This window comes from Johannesbaptistia floridana, assembly GCF_057440575.1.
The window spans coordinates 1-17,487 of sequence record NZ_JALKVM010000165.1 but is presented as its reverse complement, the minus strand read 5'-3'; the positions used below and the strand labels follow the sequence as shown (position 1 = coordinate 17,487).

Genomic DNA, 17,487 nt, shown 5'->3' with positions numbered 1-17,487 from the left:
TACCCCGGCTTGCGCCCCATACCCCGGCTTGCGCCCCATACCCCGGCTTGCGCCCTCCTTGCCTCACGTTAATTAATCTTGGATATATTCTGTCCCATTCACTAAAGCAAATTCAGCTCGCATAAATTCACGTCCTAGATAGGCAGCATGATCTAGCATAGTTAAAGGACAGGGCTGAGTTTGCTCAATAATTTTTACACAAATTTCCTTAGCGGTTCTGCCTGTATATACAAACGTAGGTTGTCTTTCTACTTTTCCTTTAGTGGGAATAACTTCTCCCGTCTCTGGGTCTACAGCCAAGCCCTTATCATTAATAATGTTGGTATAGTGTTTAGCACAGATTAGTTGAGCTTCGCGATCTAAATAGATGATAAAATAGCCAGCAGGATCTAGGGCTATAAATCTTTTAGACAATTTATCATCAATCTCAGCGATCGCTTCTTGTTGTTGTTGCATAAAATTTTTCTTTCCCTTATTGTTTCACTGGGCTATCTATTATAGCGTTGCCTCCTAGGAAATATGCAATTTTAGCTAATTTCTTCTAAACACTGCCAAATACTTTGTAAAAGAGGTTCCAATCCTTGTTTAGTTACCGCAGAAACCGTAAAAACTTTACTAGAACTCAATTCCCTCAACTGAGAGACTAAATCTTCAACTAAATCTGGGGGCACAGCATCAACTTTGTTTCCCGCAATAATTTGGGGGCGCAAGCCTAAACCATGACCATAGGCTTCTAACTCTGCTTGAATAGTTTTATAATCACCTACTGGATCTACTGCTGTCAGATCAATAAGATGTAATAGTAGACGGGTGCGTTCGATATGACGCAGGAAATCGTGACCTAAACCTACTCCCTGATGGGCACCAGCAATTAAACCGGGTATATCAGCAAAAACTGTTCCATCTCCGGTGGGTTTGCGCACCACACCTAAATTAGGAACTAAGGTAGTAAAGGGATAATTAGCTATTTTTGGTCTAGCAGAAGACACAGAGGCGATTAGAGTTGACTTGCCCGCATTAGGCAACCCAATAATCCCTACTTCTGCTAATAGCTTCAATTCTAGACGCAGATGACGATGTTCTCCTTCTAAACCTGGTAGGGCGTATTCAGGGGCGCGATTTTGGTTACTGAGAAAATGACGATTTCCTAAACCTCCTTTTCCCCCAGTGGCGACACAGAGAGTTTGACCCTTCTTCACTAAATCTCCCAACACTTCCCCCGTCTCTTTATCAATTACAAGAGTTCCACAAGGGACTTCAATTAGGCGATCGCTTCCCGAGGCACCTGTACAATTATTTGGTCCTCCCCGTTTACCATTTTCCCCTTTAAATAGGCGTGAGTATTGGAAATCCAGTAAAGTTTGTAGATTTTCTACAGCTACTAAAATTACCGACCCCCCTTTGCCGCCGTTACCTCCTGCCGGACCTCCTGCGGGCACATATTTTTCTCTACGAAAGGCAACTATACCATCGCCACCGTCACCGCCTTTTACTTCAATTTCTGCTTGATCTATAAATTGCATATTTAACTATCCTTGGGCCGGATCTGGAATTGTAATATCTAAAACTTGAATTTGGTTATTTAAACTTCTCAAAGATGGTTCAATTACCTCTTGGTTACCCACTACTAATATAACTAAATCCTCTGGTCTATAGTAAGTTTGAGCGACTCTGGTGATATCTTCAATGGTAGTTGCTTTTACTTTCTCCAGGTATTGGAAAATAAAATCTTCTGGATAGCCATAGTATTCATAAGTCATCAATCTCAACAGGGTTTGAATTGGTTGAGCAAATTTAAATACAAAGGAATTCAAAAGAGAATTCTTGCCGTAATCTAATTCTTTGGCAGTTACTGGAGTTGTTTGTAATTGCTCCATTTCACCTATGATTGAACTAATAAAATCCACAGTAGCATCGGAACGAGTTTGACCCCCGGCGATAAATAAGCCTGGATAATCATAGTTAGCCTGCCACACACCATACACAGAATAGGCCAATCCTTGGCGCGATCGCACTTCTCTAAACAATCTACCCCCTTGCCCATTTAATATAGAATTCAGTACTGTCAAGGCTGGATAATCGGGATTATCTAGAGTTACACCTAAATGTCCTAGTAAAACATTACTTTGACTCAATTGAGGCTGATTTACTGTAAATATACCTCCTGAATATTTTTGTTTAACTTCCGGTATAGAAATCTTGGGTAATGGTGTATTTACTTGCCAATCGCCGAAATTTGCTGCGATTAGCTTTTTCATAGCTTGGGTATCAAAATCACCTACTATCCCTAATATCACTTGCTCAGGGCGTACATATCTTTGATATAATTGTTCTATGTCTGTTCTCGTTAGAGGTTCTAGGGTAGAATATTCTATGGTTCTGGCGTAGGGACTTTGTTCCCCATAAATTAATTTATCTAATTCACGACTAGCGATATCTCCTGGATTATCATTCCGTCTAGCAATGCTTCCTCTCAATTGAGTTTTAGCCACTTCTACTTGTTCCGCTGCAAATTGAGGGGAGCGCATAATTTCAGCAAATATAGGGATGATTGTGTCTGTATCTTCACTTAAAGCATCAAAACCCATATTAGCTGAGGTTAAACCTACATTTGACTCAATTCTCGCGGCCTGTTGCTCAAGTATCTCATTAATTTCTCCAGGAGAATGTTGTTCTGTCCCACCAACGCGCCAAACTCTCCCCATTAACTCTGCAAGTCCTACTTCCTCATTTGTTTCTAAACGGGAACCAGTTTTAATTATAGCTTGACCACTTATCAATGGTAATTGATGGTCTTCTAATAGGTACACTACCATGCCGTTATCTAATTGATAGCGCTCATAATCGGGTATATTAATCGGCGATAGAGGAGAATAAGTCAACTCAGTATAGTGTTGAGCGTCTCTAGCAACTGCCGAGTCAGAGGAAAACCACAATAATTGAGTTGTCAATATTCCCATAACTAACCACACTAACCATCTGAAATATTTTTTCATAATAATTTGCCCTAGCAATTATTAGCCAAAGAAAAAAGCTCTTGGGAGTCTTTCCATGTTTCGACCCCAAGAGCTTCTTTTCACTCCTTACACACCTCACACTTATCTATTTGTAGCAAATATATTCAGAATTCGTCAGGCACAATATGCCACTTTTTCAATTGTCATAGTATCTACTTGTCTACTTTATTTTTTACTCGGATGCTATTGTAATTGATTGCCAGAACTCCTCTAAATCTTTAGTAGATTGAAGATGGAATACTTGCTTGGCCGCCTTGGCCTTGTTGACATAGTCGCGATATTTGGGCGTTAACTTTTTATTACATAGCCAAACTGTGTAGTAGCTATTTAAGGTGCTTTGCAATAACGGGCTATTTTGAGGATAGCCTTCTGGCGCTATCCAAAAACCTTTGATAAATCTTTTGGTGACCCATAAATAATGCTGAACAACTGGCAAATCGATATAGACTAAAGTATCCGCTAGTTCTAATCTTTCCCATACCGTATCTAACGAACCAAATCCATCAATAATCCAACAGTCTTGTTGCAATATTTCGTTATGGGCAGTTTTATACTGTTGGTCAGAAACTTTTTCCCCTCCTACTCTATATTGGATGAGGTCTAAGACAATTAAAGGTAAACCAGTTCTTTGTGCTAAGCGCTTACTAAGAGTTGATTTACCTCCTCCTGCATTACCAAATACAGCGACTCTTTTCATTACTGCCAGAAATTAAGTATTTATACTAAAAAAAACAATTCTAAATTATACATTTTACTACACCAGTAACTTTGGGTAAAGATGCTTTGGTCTGAATATAAAGGATAGCATAGGCAACGAGGATATGAAAGCTATTGTGCTTAAAGTTTAACCCTGCACAATAGCCACGAAAATTAGTAGAGTGCGTCTTCTTGGTGAGTTATGATTGTGCAATCAGAAGTAGGATAAGCCACGCAAGTTAATACGTAACCTTTTTCGATTTGCTCGTCATCCAAGAAAGATTGATCGCTTTGGTCAACACTACCTGATTCGAGTTTACCTGCACAAGTAGAACAAGCACCAGCACGGCAGGAGTAAGGTAAATCTAGTCCTTGCTCTTCAGCAACATCAAGAATATATTGATCATCAGGAACGTCGATAACTTGTTCTCCATCTGGAGTTTTGAGAGTAACTTTATAATCAGCCATTGGTTTCTCCTCTTAATTGATAGCAATAGTACAGGCGATTTCAACTTAACTTGGAAATAAGTAAGTTTTTATTTACTGTTCACATATTGATATTAAAAGATAAATGACACTATTTGAACCAGCATTAAAAATGAAATTATTAATCAAATATAAAATAAGTTCTACTTATATAATTGTGCTTTTTTAGATTTTGTCTAAGAAGGTAAAGATGCAAGATCTGAGTATAAGTAGTTTGTTGTTCTACAAGAAAAAATCTAGACCAACTATTGTTTAGCCATGATATAATGTTAATACTTAAATGCGACATGAAAAGCTGCATCCGAGAGTGAGATCCAAAGATAAGTCTCCAACCTAGTAGTCAAGGTTGTATCCGCTCGAAGGGGCGTTACTGGTAACAGAAAATAATAGTACTTGCAAATATTTAACCATAATCTTTACCTGGTGCGATCGCTCTTGTTGTGAGAAGATATGACAGCTATTGTGCTGAAGTAAAACCTGCACAATAGCCAGTAGAATTAGTAGAGTTCTTCTTCTGTGTGAGTTATGATTGTGCAATCAGAAGTAGGATAAGCCACGCAAGTTAATACGTAACCTTTTTCGATTTGCTCGTCATCCAAGAAAGATTGATCGCTTTGGTCAACACTACCTGATTCGAGTTTACCTGCACAAGTAGAACAAGCACCAGCACGGCAGGAGTAAGGTAAATCTAGTCCTTGCTCTTCAGCAACATCAAGAATATATTGATCATCAGGAACGTCGATAACTTGTTCTCCATCTGGAGTTTTGAGAGTAACTTTATAATCAGCCATTGGTTTCTCCTCTTAATTGATAGCAATAGTACAGGCGATTTCAACTTAACTTGGAAATAAGTAAGTTTTTATTTACTGTTCACATATTGATATTAAAAGATAAATGACACTATTTGAACCAGCATTAAAAATGAAATTATTAATCAAATATAAAATAAGTTCTACTTATATAATAAGAAAAAGCCCAGAACCAAAAGATGTATAAATAGGAAAAGCTTATATTATGACTAATTTCACAGTTAAAACCCCTATAAAAGTTGGTATAGTAGGGACTGGCTATGCCGCAAATAAACGTGCAGAAGCGATTCAAATAGATCCCAGAAGTGAATTAATCGCAGTTAGTGGCCATACCCCCGCTAAAACTGAAAATTTTTCTAAAATATATAACATAAGTAAGATTAATAATTGGCAAGAATTAGTTAAAAAACCTGATATAGATTTAGTATTTGTATGCAGCATTAATCAAGAACATGAAGAAATCGCTCTTGCTGCATTAAACTCAGAAAAACACGTAGTAGTGGAATACCCCATGAGTTTAGAAAGCAGGGGAGCGGCAAATTTAATTAAGTTAGCCAGAGAAAAAAATAAACTGTTGCACATAGAACATATAGAAATATTGGGAGGAGTGCATCAAACTATCCGTCAACATTTAGCAGAAATAGGTGAAGTTTTTTATGGTCGTTACACTACAATAAGAGGACAACATCCGGCCCCCTGTCATTGGACATACCATCGAGAAAGGTTTGGCTTTCCTCTATCTGCCGCCCTTTCCCGTGTACATCGTTTCACTAACTTATTTGGTAAAGTAAAAACAGTTAGCTGTCAAAGCCGCTATTGGGATACAACTGTAGAAGGATACTATTCATCCTGTTTAGTAGAGGCACAACTATCTTTTTATAATGGCTTAATCGCTCAAGTAACTTATGGAAAAGGTAATAATTTTTGGTGTAGCGATCGCACCTTGGAGTTACATGGCGATCGCGGCTCGTTAATTTTTGTAGGAGAAAAGGGAACCTTAATCAAGGGAGAAGAAAAAATCCCCTTAGAAGTAGAGTCACGTCGTGGTTTATTTGCTGAAGATACCCGTTTAGTCCTCAACCACCTAGTAGAAGGAACTCCTCTCTACATAAAAGCTACAGATAGTGAATATGCCCTAAGTGTAGCTGTAGCGGCCCATCAATCAGCAACCACAGGAGAAACAGTAAAATTGAGTTAGTATTATGTTAGGTAAATTTAATCTATGGCGATTTTTAATCACTCTTCTAGTAATTTCTGTACTAGTATTAAGTATTTCTAGTTTTAATCAGATTTCTGCTGCCTCTGACAGTAGTTATGTGAATTCTCAATTGCAAAATTTACGCAGTCGTCTGAGAAGTTTAGAATCACAAGTGCGCCGTTTAAATAACTCTATGAATCGTCCATCACCAACTGTACCTAGGTTAGAACGAAATTATCCTAATAACGTTCAAGAAGAAGTTCCAGATCCCATGTTTCAACGTTTAGCTACTTTAGTAATTGAACTCAAAGAAGAGTTGAGAGAATTAGAAACTAGAGTAAATCAATTAGAATCAGAAAAACTTACTCTAGAAGACTGAAACATCCCTAACTAAATAAGAGGGACTATAGTTAGGGATTAATTAGCATGATTGCAGTGTTTAATAGAACTCAGGAACAAAGAATTGTTCATTGAGGGGTGGACGCACATAATCTGGTGCTGGTTTTCTTGGTGGTAACTCAATGGCATCAGGGGTCATATCTTCATAGGGAATCTTACTCAAAATATGTCTGATACAATTCAAGCGGGCACGTTTTTTGTCATCTGCATTAACTGTAAACCAAGGCGCTTCAGGTATATTTGTATGGGCAAACATATTATCTTTAGCTTGAGAATATTCTACCCAGCGTTCTCTTGATTCTAAATCCATGGGGCTTAATTTCCAACGGCGTGCGGGATCTGAGATACGCGACTGAAATCTCACTTCTTGTTCTAAATCGCTGACTGAAAACCAATATTTCAGTAAAACAATACCTGAACGAACTAACATACGTTCAAACTGTGGACAAGAGTTGAGAAATTCATTGTATTGTTCCTCAGTACAAAAGCCCATAACGTGTTCAACACCGGCTCGATTGTACCAACTGCGATCAAATAACACTATTTCTCCTGCTGAGGGAAAATGTTCTACATAGCGTTGAAAGTACCATTGGGTTTTCTGTTGATCCGAAGGAGTTCCCAAGGCTACTACTCGACAACCTCTAGGGTTAAGAGGTTCGGTAATCCGTTTGATGGTTCCTCCTTTTCCTGCGGCATCTCGGCCTTCAAACACAATGATTATTCTAAACCCTACCTGTTTAACCCAGTATTGCATTTTAACTAGTTCCACCTGAAGACGTTCTAGTTCTTTTTCATAGAATTTATTTTTGAGCTTACTAGGTTTACCTTCAGGGTGGTCACTATCATTATCTAATTGCACAGAAACTGTGTAAAGGTCCTCATTATTTTGTTTTTTCTTTTTCTTCTTCTTGTTTTTCTCTTTTCTTTGGTCCATAGATTTTTCCTTAACTTTCTCTTAATTTACTATTTTAATTTTATAACTTAGAACGTATATTTGCACTACCAAATAATGCTTAAATCTAAAATAAAATTGGGTAAAACTTCTTCACCTGAGATTGATTTAGGACAATCTAAAATCTCTTTTTCTTGTCCTTGGCGATATATTTCTACTTGTTTTTTTTCAGGATTAATTAACCATCCTAATTTTATTCCATTATCCATATATTCTGCCATTTTCTCTTGAGTGTCTTTTAAAGAATCTGTTTTTGACATTAACTCCAACACAAAATCGGGGGCGATTGGGGAAAATTTTGTCTTTTCTTCTGGTGTTAATTTATCCCATCTTTCTTGTTTAATAAAAGCCACATCTGGAGAGCGATTACTGCCTTTTGGTAGTTTAAAACAGGTAGATGAATCGAATATTTTCCCTAGTTTTTTTTGACGATTCCAGATTCCAAACTCAACAATTAATTCTGCATTATAATTCCCTGTTTCTCCTCCTGTTGGTGACACAATAATAATTTCTCCTTTTTGATTTCGTTCTAAATTTAGTTCAGGATTATAACGACATAGTTGATAAAATTGTTCATCGTTAATTTTCGTAATGGCATCAAAGTTAATCGTATAAGCATTCATTTTTATTTTTTTCTCCCTCATTGTTGTCATTGAATCATACCTGACATCTGTTTTCTATCCACCACCAACTATAGTTACAATTTCCAAGCGATCTCCCGAGGATATTTGAGTATTTTGCCAATATTGACGGTGTAGAATTTCACCATTATACTCTACTACCACTAACCGAGGATTTAAACCCAATTGTTCCAACAAACTAACTAAAGGAGTATGTTGTTGACAAGATTTTTCTTCACCATTAACTTGAATAGTTATTTGACTCATAAGACTAAAATTGATAATTTCTATCTAGTGCAGAAAATGACGCATCCCTGTACAGATCATCACTAACCCTAATTCATCGGCAGCTTTAATAGAATCACTATCACGAATTGAACCTCCAGGCTGAATTATTGCTGTAATACCAGCGGCAGCGGCAGTGCGCACGGAGTCATCAAAGGGAAAGAAGCCATCACTAGCTAATACTCCTCCTTTAGCTGCCTCTCCGGCAGATTCTAAGGCTATTTTCACCGCACCAACTCGATTCATTTGCCCGGCACCTATACCTACTGTAGTTTTATTCTTAGTAACTACAATTGCGTTTGATTTAACGTGTTTAGCTACCTTCCAAGCAAAGATTAATTCTTTCATCTCCACATCCGTGGGTTTTTTAGCTGTAACTACTTCCCAAGTATCGGGATTATCTAGGGCAGCATCTCTAGTTTGACTCAAAAACCCGCCAGCGATCGCCTTAATTGTGTATCTAGGTCCTTTAATAAAACTAGATAATAAAAGTACTCTTAGTTTCGACTTGCGGGCTAGAATTTCTTGGGCATCTGCTGTGCAACCGGGGGCGATCACACATTCTAAAAATGTCTTAGTTAAAGCTGTAGCAGTGATTGTATCAATAGGATAATTCAGGGCAACAATACCCCCAAATGCTGAAACCGAATCTGCTGATAAAGCTTTTTCGTAGGCTTGAATTAAACTAGTACCTAGAGCTACTCCACAGGGATTAGTATGCTTGAGTATAGCTGCTGCTGGTTCTTTTTCTTGACTAAATTCTGCTATGATCGACCTGGCTGCTTCTAAATCTACCAAATTATTGTAGCTTAGTTCTTTGCCTTGAATTTGCTTAGCTGCTGCCCAACCTGTGGCAATTTCCCCTACTTGATACCAAGCTGCTTGTTGATGAGGATTTTCTCCATAACGTAATGATTTTAGTTGTTTACCACCAAGGCTAAAATATTCTGGTAAAGCTGAATCTATGCCTGCACTCTTATCCAAGTAATTAGCGATCGCTTGGTCGTAGGTTTGTGTTTGTCTAAAGGCAGATATCGCCATTTTCTGCCGAAATTCTCTAGAAGTTTCCCCCTCATTAACTTCTAATTCAGCTAAATACTCCTGATAAGCTTCTGGTTTAGCTAATATGGTTGTATGGGCAAAGTTTTTAGCAGTAGCTCTCAACAAAGCTACTCCACCTATATCAATTTGTTCTATTGCTGCTTCTATAGTTACTTCTGGTTTAGCTATAGTCGCTTCAAAAGGATATAAATTTACCACTACTAAATCAATCGGACGAATTTTTTGGGTTTCTAAATCTTCCACATCTGATGGTAAATCCCTACGGGCGAGAATTCCTCCATGAATATAGGGATGTAGAGTTTTTACTCTTCCTCCTAAAATTTCTGGTGAACCTGTATATTCGCTGACTTTGGTTACTGGTAAACCTGCTTCTGTAAGTAGTTTAGCTGTGCCACCACTACTTATTAACTCAAAGTCATAATTTTTTACTAATTTGCTGGCTAACTCAACTATACCTGTTTTATCCCAAACACTTAATAATGCTAAACGCGACATAAATTTACGGATTTTGCTTTCTTTACTTATTTTCTATCTTGCAACAAATGACATGAGTCCTGTGATCAAAGCTTACATTTTTTTTCCTTTTTGATCTAGTAGTTCCTGAAAAATGCCATAAATAAGCTATGTTAAAATAAAATAATTATAATTGTTCATAGGCAAGAATGGATACAATCAATAACTCTAGTCAAAGCCCAGTTTCTGAACAAGCGACAAAAGTAGTAGAAACATGGAACCTAGGCAAAGTTTACCGTACAGGGTTCTGGATGAATCAAAAAGTAGCCTCATTACAAGATTGTTCCCTAGGTGTGTATCAAGGAGAAACCTTTGGGTTATTAGGACCAAATGGTGCAGGGAAAACAACTCTATTAAAAACATTATTAGGCATTATTCGTCCAACCTCTGGACAAGGAGTACTTTTAGGACGTCCCCTAGGCGATCGCCAAGTTAAACAAAGAATTGGTTATCTTCCTGAAAATGCCTATTATTATGACTATCTCACGGGATGGGAGTTTTTGCGATTTGTGGCCGGTTTATTTCAAATCCCCTCAGACCAAGCCAAAAAAAGAATTGAAGAATTATTAGATTTAGTAGGATTAGCTAAAGCAACAGCCGAAAAAAAACAACTGCGACAATATTCTAAAGGCATGGTACAAAGAATTGGTATGGCCCAAGCTTTAATTAATGATCCAGAAGTCATATTTTTAGACGAACCTATGTCAGGATTAGATCCCATGGGACGTTACCAAGTTAGACAAATTATTTTATTGTTGAAAAAACAAGGCAAAACTATATTTTTTAACTCTCATATTCTCGCAGATGTGGAAAAAATCTGCGATCGCATTGCTATTCTAGCTCAAGGTAAATTAATCTGTACAGGTTCTTTAGATGAACTATTGGGGTCAACAGATGCTTATCAAGTCAGAATCAAAGGAGGTACCAAAGAAGAATTAACCCCTTGGGTCGATAATTTAATGTTAGAAAAGGAACTATGGCACGGTCAATTAATTGGACAACCCGAAGAATTAATTAAATACCTCGCTACCATTAATAATGCCCAGCTAGTTGATTTAAAATTAGCCCGTGCTTCTCTAGAAGATTTCTTCCTGCATCAATTAGAAGCTCAGGGCATATATAAGTCTTATTAGCGATTACCCGGGTCTGAGTTTAGGCGATACTACTTAAAAATATTTGATAGTTGACCCTCTAAATGCAAAAATGATTATACTATCTAGTTAATAATTTTTGCAGTTAATAATGTTAGAGAGTCCAACATCTGAAAAATCCATAAGCATACTGGCATTAGTTGCCGACTACTTTAAAGTTCTGTCTGAAGTCAGTCGTTTATCGATTGTACAATTACTCAAAGAATCGGGACCGATGAATGTTACCGAGATAGCCGAAAAAACCGGCTTAGGACAGGCGAATTTATCTAAACACTTAAAGATTCTAACCCAAGCCGGAATTCTTTCACGCCAACCCAGTGGAGTTAGCGTCTATTACGAAGTAACAGATCCAGTAATATTTGACTTGTGCGACTCAGTTTGCAATCGCATTAAATCTAGATTACAAGAACAAACTCAACAAATACAAAGCCTCGGCAATATAGATATTTAGTCCCTAGGCCGCAAGTGACTTAAGTAAGTTAGCTAAAGTTTTAGCACTATCTTGAGTACCTAAACTAGCGGCTCGAAGAGACATAGTTTTTAGTTGTTCAGGGGAATGTAATAATTGCAAAACTTGTTGCTGCAATAACTTAGTAGTTAACTGAGGTTGAAGTAATAAATAAGCAGCACCTTCAGCAGCAAAGACACGGGCGTTATAAGTTTGATGGTCTTCTGCGGCGTAAGGATAGGGAATCAATAAAGATGGAGTTCCAGTAATAGCTAACTCAGTTAAACTACCAGAACCAGCTCTACTAATGGCTAAAGTAGCTCTTTGTAATAAGCTGGCCATATTGGGGTAAAAAGGCAAAGGAAAATACTGGGGATGTTTAAGAGACTCCCTAGCGGGATCATTAACACCAGTAAGATGAACCAAATAAGCACCAAAATTAAACCAAGCCGGAGCTGCTTCACGTACTAAACGATTAACACTAACAGCCCCCTGAGAACCGCCCATAACCAAAATGACAGGAACATCAGGAGGAATAGGCAAATCCATGGGTTGTGGTTGTAAAAATTGACGCCGGACTAAATTACCTGTCCAAATAGTTCGATATTGAGACAGATATTTACTGGTTTGGGGAAATCCCAAAGCAATCACAGAACACCAACGTCCACAAAGACGAGTAACTTTACCAGGTAAGTAATTAGATTCGTGTAAAACAACCGGAATACCAGCCCAACGAGCAGCAATAATTGCCGGGGCAGCAATATAGCCCCCGGTAGTAAACACTAAATCAATTTTTTGCGACACCAGCAAATTTTTAACTTGAAAAATTGCCTGGACTAAACGTGGTAAAATTAAAATATTATTCAACTTAAACTTACTCTGGAAGCCTTCAATATTAACAGTGTGCAGAGGATAAATTGTGGGTACAAGTTCCCGATCTAGGCGATCGCGCACCCCCAACCATTGAATAGAATCAGACTCTAACTCCTCAGCCACCGCTAACGCTGGAAACAAATGACCTCCAGTCCCACTAGCTGCAATTAATAAGCGCATTTATCAACCAGATTTTGATACAATAATTATAATTATCCAAGTTATCACCCATGGGTCAATTTGCAACCATCAAAAAGTACATAATACTGTTTGGTCTTTCTTGTACCATAAGTTCACAGTTCAAACCCCCAGTCATAGCTCAAATAGAAGCACCCCCAGAAGCACCCCCAGTCATAGCTCAAATAGAAGCTCCCCCAGAAGCTACCCTAGAAGCTACCTTAAAAGCTACCTTAGCAGCTATAGAAGCAGCAGCCAATCAACAAAATCTAGAGCAACTGATGCAATTCTACAGCGAGGAATTTAATAACACTGACGGCTTGAGATACGAATCAGTGGCTGAGGCTATATCCAATCTCTGGTCTCAATATCCTCAGACTAATTATCAGATAACTCTAGATAGTTGGGAAGCACAAGGAGAACAGTTAGTAGCGAATACTACTACAAAGATAGAGGGGAGTAACTTGGTCAATGGCCGCACAGAAACAATAAACTCGACAATTCGCTCCCGTCAATATTTTGAACAAGGAAAACTAGTACGTCAAGAAATTATCTCGGAAGCGACTGAGATAACCTCAGGAAATCCCCCAGAAATTACAGTAATGGTCCCAGAAAAGGTTCAAACACGCGAACAGTTTAACTTTGATGTGATTGTAGAAGAACCTTTGAAAAGCGGTATACTACTAGGGGGAGCCATCGAAGAACAAACGGGAAGCGATCGCTATCAAGAACCAAGCAAGTTTGAGTTAGAAGCCCTCCCATCAGGAGGTGTATTTAAACTAGTCACAGCCCCCGGTTTACCTGGGTCCTATTGGCTATCTGCCATAATTATCCAAGGAGATGGTATGATAACAGTAACTAGACGTGTAACTGTTGAAGATAACTGATTACAAGACAATTTAAGGAAATAAATATAAGTAAAAAAGCAATGAGTCAAGGAACACTCTTTGATAAAGTTTGGGATTTACATACAGTAAAAACCCTACCATCAGGACAAACTCAATTATTTATCGGTCTACATCTAATCCACGAAGTAACTAGCCCCCAAGCTTTTGCTATGCTCAGAGAAAGAGGGCTAAAAGTACTATACCCCCAAAGAACAGTGGCCACAGTAGACCATATTGTACCAACTAAAGATCAAGCTCGTCCCTTCGCTGATAGTTTGGCAGAAGAGATGATCGAAGCTTTAGAGAATAACGCCAAAACTAACCAAATTCAATTTTATGGGATTGGTTCCGGGAATCAAGGCATAGTACATGTGATCGCACCAGAACAAGGGTTAACTCAACCAGGAATGACGATTGCATGTGGAGACTCTCATACTTCTACCCATGGAGCCTTTGGGGCAATAGCCTTCGGGATTGGAACATCTCAGGTAAGAGACGTGTTAGCATCCCAAACCCTGGCCCTAAATAAACTAAAAGTACGGAAAATAGAAGTAAATGGAGAGTTAAAACCAGGAGTATCAGCAAAAGATGTAATCCTCCATATCATACGCAAACTAGGAGTAAAAGGCGGTGTTGGCTACGCTTATGAATACGCGGGCACAACCTTTGAGAAAATGAATATGGAAGAAAGGATGACAGTATGTAACATGTCAATAGAGGGGGGAGCAAGGTGTGGATATATCAATCCAGACCAAGTAACATATCAATATCTCCAAGGCAAAGACTACTCACCAACAGGAGAAGCTTGGTCAAAGGCAGTAAGTTGGTGGGAAAGTATTCGCAGCGAGAAAGATGCAGTATACGACGACGTAGTTAAATTTGAAGCAGGGGAAATAGGACCAACAGTAACCTGGGGAATAACTCCAGGACAAGCAATAAGCATAGAAGAGGTGATACCAACTTTGGAAACCCTGCCAGAAAGCGAACAGGCGATCGCGTCAGAAGCTTATAAATATATGCAGCTTAATCCTGGGACACCAATCAAAGGTACTAAGATTGATGTCTGTTTTATCGGGAGTTGTACGAACGGCAGATTAAGTGACCTGAGAGAAGCAGCGAAATTCGCCGCAGGCAAAAAAGTAGCACCAGGCATCAAGGCATTTGTAGTTCCAGGTTCAGAACGAGTAAAACAAGCCGCTGAGGCCGAAGGCTTACACCATATCTTTGAAAAAGCCGGATTTGAATGGCGTCAACCAGGTTGTTCTATGTGTTTGGCGATGAATCCAGATAAGTTGGAGGGAAGTCAAATTAGTGCCTCTTCTTCTAACCGTAATTTCAAAGGCCGTCAAGGTTCCGCTAGTGGCAGAACTTTACTCATGAGTCCAGCTATGGTAGTAGCTGCCGCTATCAAAGGAGAAGTTGCTGATATTCGTGAACTCTAACAGATACAGGAAGTAAATAAAAGACAAGATGAACATAATTAAACAAATAAGTGGGCGTGGTTTACCATTAGTAGGCAACGATATAGACACAGACCGCATAATTCCCGCTAGGTTTCTCCGTTGTGTCACCTTTGATGGCTTAGGAGAACAAGTATTTAAAGATGATCGCGCCTCCTGTGAACATCAGCATCCTTTTGATTTACCTGAGTACCAAGGTGCTAACCTCCTGGTAGTTAATGGTAATTTTGGCTGTGGTTCTTCTCGGGAACACGCTCCCCAAGCTTTAGCTAAATGGGGTATTCAAGGTATTATTGGGGAGAGTTTTGCAGAAATTTTCCTCGGTAACTGTTTGGCTATGGGGATTCCCTGTGTTACCGCTAGTTCTGTTCAAATCAAGGAATTACAATCTTTGCTACAACAGCAACCGGAGACTCTTTTAACCCTAGATTTAGAGAATAAACAGCTAAACGCTGATGACTTGAGTATCAATATTGATATTAACGAAGGTAACCGTCAAATGTTAACTCAGGGGAAATGGGATAGTTGTGGACAGTTAGTTAGTGATTTAGAGGCGATCGCTTCTACGGCCTCTCAACTTCCTTATCTCCAATGGGCCAATTAAATAGTAGGTAAGAAAATTATGCTATTTTTTTTGGATTTTCAAGTTGAGTATGGCAGCGATATGACTCAACAAGACTTGTTTAAAATTTGGTCTCAAGAAGCTAAAGTCGCCATTGGCGCTAAAGAATCAGGCCCAATTGTCGATCTTTGGAAATGTGTTGGCGAAAGACGTGTGTTAGCCATTATCGATGTAGACTCTCCCGATACTCTAGATCGCATTCTTTTTGAATTGCCAATTATGCGGCAGATGGGGCAATATGTTCAGATTAAGGTAACTTCTCTGCGTAAATATGAAGATTTTGCCGCTGATGTTGACGCAATGCTTAAAGATTAGCTAATAAAAAAAGATGTTAAGCTTATTTTTTTAGCTTAACATCGTTTAAAGTTGTTTATAAAAGCTGTTTATGAAAGCTTTTTATCTTGTAAGTAACTACAGGAATTTTTCTAGAGTATTTGCTAAAGTAGTTTTTGGTACTGCTCCAACCACAGTATCCACTCTCTGACCTCCTTTGAAGATAATCAAAGTGGGAATGCTGCGAATACCATACTGAGTAGCAGTATTCGGGTTTTCATCAGTGTTCACTTTAACGACTTTGACCTGTCCGTCATACTGTTCAGCAATTTCGTCTACCACTGGTCCCACCATTCTACATGGACCACACCAAGGTGCCCAAAAATCAACTAGAACAGGTACATCACTCTCTATTACTTCACTTTGAAAATTATCATCTGTAACTGGAGTAGGTGCTGCCATACTACGAATCCTTTAACTAAATCTATCTTTTTGTTTGCTTAGAAACGCTCAAGGCAATCAGTAGCTTTATATGTGTTTTGCTATGGTTAGATAAGCACGTGAGCCTAAGATTATTAATCAGACCGTACTTTTGCCTGTAAGACTGTTTCTGGTCTGATATTCAGTTATCCTATCATCTTTCTGTCCTTTTGAGTTGATATTAACAACAATCCTTACAATACTTATAGCAATTCTCACTCAAGTGAGTTAAAGTTCCAAATTTCCCTCTTCCCTCAACCAGTAACTTTTGGTAATGTAGAATATCTGAGTTTGAGCTGGTTTTATTTTGAAAAAAAGTGTCAAGTATACTATGACAAAGCTCCCGGAGCTATACAAGGATTTCAGAGTATAAAACCATATAGAGATAAATTAAATAAAGTGTAGGGTGCGTTAACTCAGATCTTGCATCTTTACCTAATGTTACTGGTTGGAGTTGAGTAATGAGTTTTGAAGTAATAAGTAATGAGTAAGAAGTCTTGAAGTGAAAGAAGTTTTGAAGCAGCATTAGTAGCATTAGTAGGGTGTGTTAGGGCGCAGCCCGTAACGCACCATAATGATTCTTGAAGTTTTGAAGTTTTGAAGTAATGAGTAAGAGAATTAATGCGATCGCGCTTAAAAATTGATTCTCCCTTGTCGGCCAATTTCTGTACTTTTGTTTTGGTGCAAGATATGAGTTAACGTTAGTGTAACGCACCATAACATCATCTAATCACATGGTTTAACTATAAACTTAAAATACGTCATCTATATTTTTAGAAATATATTTATATACTTATCTAACAGCGAATAGCTATAAGATCATCATTATCTTTTTATCAATTTTCTGAGATGGCGGTGTGTTAAACTGCATACTTTGCACCGCTTCTAAAAATCTACTCAAATTTACTCAAACAGCAAAATAAGACAGAAAAAAGTCAGCGGTATATATGATTGCCATGTAAAGTGTTTTTACTCCTTGCCAATTACTCGGTACTCTGTATCACTGACACAGACTCAATAATTCGCTTAACCTTACATGCCCAGTTAGGGTAAACTTCGATACGATAAAAGGTATTCCT

At 38.4% G+C, this 17,487-nt stretch carries 20 protein-coding genes; 8 read left to right on the top strand and 12 right to left on the bottom strand.

From position 1 onward, the window contains the following. Positions 1-72: 72 nt before the first annotated feature. The 6 genes from MW688_RS11240 to MW688_RS11215 all read right to left on the bottom strand — a co-directional run bounded on the left by MW688_RS11240 (position 73) and on the right by MW688_RS11215 (position 4,990). Positions 73-456, bottom strand: a complete 384-nt coding sequence (locus tag MW688_RS11240) for a DUF4346 domain-containing protein (RefSeq protein WP_486736069.1) — start codon at positions 454-456, stop codon at positions 73-75. Between the two features lie 71 nt (positions 457-527). Further along, positions 528-1,523: a GTPase ObgE gene (gene obgE, locus MW688_RS11235; protein ID WP_486736068.1), complete on the bottom strand. Its 996-nt coding sequence runs from the start codon at positions 1,521-1,523 to the stop codon at positions 528-530. 6 nt (positions 1,524-1,529) lie between these two features. Continuing rightward, complete coding sequence (locus tag MW688_RS11230) at positions 1,530-2,996, bottom strand: M16 family metallopeptidase (RefSeq protein WP_486736067.1); 1,467 nt, start codon at positions 2,994-2,996, stop codon at positions 1,530-1,532. A gap of 193 nt (positions 2,997-3,189) precedes the next feature. After that, on the bottom strand, positions 3,190-3,714 hold the full coding sequence (locus MW688_RS11225) for an isopentenyl transferase family protein (protein WP_486736066.1): 525 nt from the start codon (positions 3,712-3,714) through the stop codon (positions 3,190-3,192). A gap of 173 nt (positions 3,715-3,887) precedes the next feature. Next, a complete protein-coding gene (locus MW688_RS11220) occupies positions 3,888-4,181 on the bottom strand; it encodes a ferredoxin (protein WP_486736065.1) in 294 nt (97 codons plus the stop codon). 515 nt (positions 4,182-4,696) lie between these two features. After that, positions 4,697-4,990: a 2Fe-2S iron-sulfur cluster-binding protein gene (locus MW688_RS11215; RefSeq protein WP_486736064.1), complete on the bottom strand. Its 294-nt coding sequence runs from the start codon at positions 4,988-4,990 to the stop codon at positions 4,697-4,699. A gap of 223 nt (positions 4,991-5,213) precedes the next feature. Here MW688_RS11215 and MW688_RS11210 point away from each other — a divergent pair, with 223 nt between their 5' ends. Then, on the top strand, positions 5,214-6,206 hold the full coding sequence (locus MW688_RS11210; RefSeq protein ID WP_486736063.1) for a Gfo/Idh/MocA family protein: 993 nt from the start codon (positions 5,214-5,216) through the stop codon (positions 6,204-6,206). Between the two features lie 4 nt (positions 6,207-6,210). Beyond that, positions 6,211-6,585 (top strand): hypothetical protein, encoded by a 375-nt coding sequence (locus MW688_RS11205; protein WP_486736062.1) that lies wholly within the window; start codon positions 6,211-6,213, stop codon positions 6,583-6,585. Positions 6,586-6,645: 60 nt separating this feature from the next. Here MW688_RS11205 and ppk2 read toward each other — a convergent pair whose 3' ends face one another. The 4 genes from ppk2 to purH form a co-directional block, all read right to left on the bottom strand. Next, complete coding sequence (ppk2, locus tag MW688_RS11200; RefSeq protein WP_486736061.1) at positions 6,646-7,539, bottom strand: polyphosphate kinase 2; 894 nt, start codon at positions 7,537-7,539, stop codon at positions 6,646-6,648. Positions 7,540-7,604: 65 nt separating this feature from the next. Next, the gene (locus tag MW688_RS11195; RefSeq protein WP_486736060.1) at positions 7,605-8,180 is read right to left on the bottom strand and encodes a Uma2 family endonuclease; all 576 of its coding nucleotides are present in this window, start codon (positions 8,178-8,180) and stop codon (positions 7,605-7,607) included. A gap of 54 nt (positions 8,181-8,234) precedes the next feature. Then, positions 8,235-8,444 (bottom strand): sulfur carrier protein ThiS, encoded by a 210-nt coding sequence (thiS, locus tag MW688_RS11190; protein ID WP_486736059.1) that lies wholly within the window; start codon positions 8,442-8,444, stop codon positions 8,235-8,237. A 24-nt stretch (positions 8,445-8,468) separates the two neighbouring features. Continuing rightward, entirely contained in the window at positions 8,469-10,019 is a 1,551-nt protein-coding gene (purH, locus tag MW688_RS11185) for a bifunctional phosphoribosylaminoimidazolecarboxamide formyltransferase/IMP cyclohydrolase (RefSeq protein WP_486736058.1), read from the bottom strand. A gap of 167 nt (positions 10,020-10,186) precedes the next feature. Between purH and MW688_RS11180 the strand changes: the two genes are divergently transcribed. Together MW688_RS11180 and MW688_RS11175 are read left to right on the top strand one after the other, a co-directional pair. Further along, on the top strand, positions 10,187-11,170 hold the full coding sequence (locus tag MW688_RS11180; RefSeq protein ID WP_486736057.1) for an ABC transporter ATP-binding protein: 984 nt from the start codon (positions 10,187-10,189) through the stop codon (positions 11,168-11,170). A 109-nt stretch (positions 11,171-11,279) separates the two neighbouring features. After that, on the top strand, positions 11,280-11,639 hold the full coding sequence (locus tag MW688_RS11175) for an ArsR/SmtB family transcription factor (RefSeq protein ID WP_486736056.1): 360 nt from the start codon (positions 11,280-11,282) through the stop codon (positions 11,637-11,639). Positions 11,640-11,642: 3 nt separating this feature from the next. Here MW688_RS11175 and murG read toward each other — a convergent pair whose 3' ends face one another. Beyond that, positions 11,643-12,689, bottom strand: coding sequence for an undecaprenyldiphospho-muramoylpentapeptide beta-N-acetylglucosaminyltransferase (gene murG, locus MW688_RS11170; protein WP_486736055.1), 1,047 nt, complete (start codon positions 12,687-12,689; stop codon positions 11,643-11,645). A 50-nt stretch (positions 12,690-12,739) separates the two neighbouring features. Between murG and MW688_RS11165 the strand changes: the two genes are divergently transcribed. Genes MW688_RS11165 through MW688_RS11150 form a run of 4 tightly spaced genes read left to right on the top strand, consistent with a single transcriptional unit; the run spans position 12,740 to position 15,970 of the window. Further along, complete coding sequence (locus MW688_RS11165; protein WP_486736054.1) at positions 12,740-13,573, top strand: nuclear transport factor 2 family protein; 834 nt, start codon at positions 12,740-12,742, stop codon at positions 13,571-13,573. 41 nt (positions 13,574-13,614) lie between these two features. Continuing rightward, complete coding sequence (gene leuC / locus MW688_RS11160) at positions 13,615-15,015, top strand: 3-isopropylmalate dehydratase large subunit (RefSeq protein WP_486736053.1); 1,401 nt, start codon at positions 13,615-13,617, stop codon at positions 15,013-15,015. A 28-nt stretch (positions 15,016-15,043) separates the two neighbouring features. Further along, entirely contained in the window at positions 15,044-15,637 is a 594-nt protein-coding gene (leuD, locus tag MW688_RS11155; RefSeq protein ID WP_486736052.1) for a 3-isopropylmalate dehydratase small subunit, read from the top strand. A gap of 18 nt (positions 15,638-15,655) precedes the next feature. Continuing rightward, positions 15,656-15,970: a muconolactone Delta-isomerase gene (locus tag MW688_RS11150; protein ID WP_486736051.1), complete on the top strand. Its 315-nt coding sequence runs from the start codon at positions 15,656-15,658 to the stop codon at positions 15,968-15,970. Positions 15,971-16,066: 96 nt separating this feature from the next. On the opposite strand, the gene trxA is transcribed toward MW688_RS11150, so the two are convergent. After that, complete coding sequence (gene trxA, locus MW688_RS11145) at positions 16,067-16,390, bottom strand: thioredoxin (RefSeq protein ID WP_486736050.1); 324 nt, start codon at positions 16,388-16,390, stop codon at positions 16,067-16,069. Positions 16,391-17,487 lie beyond the last annotated feature (1,097 nt).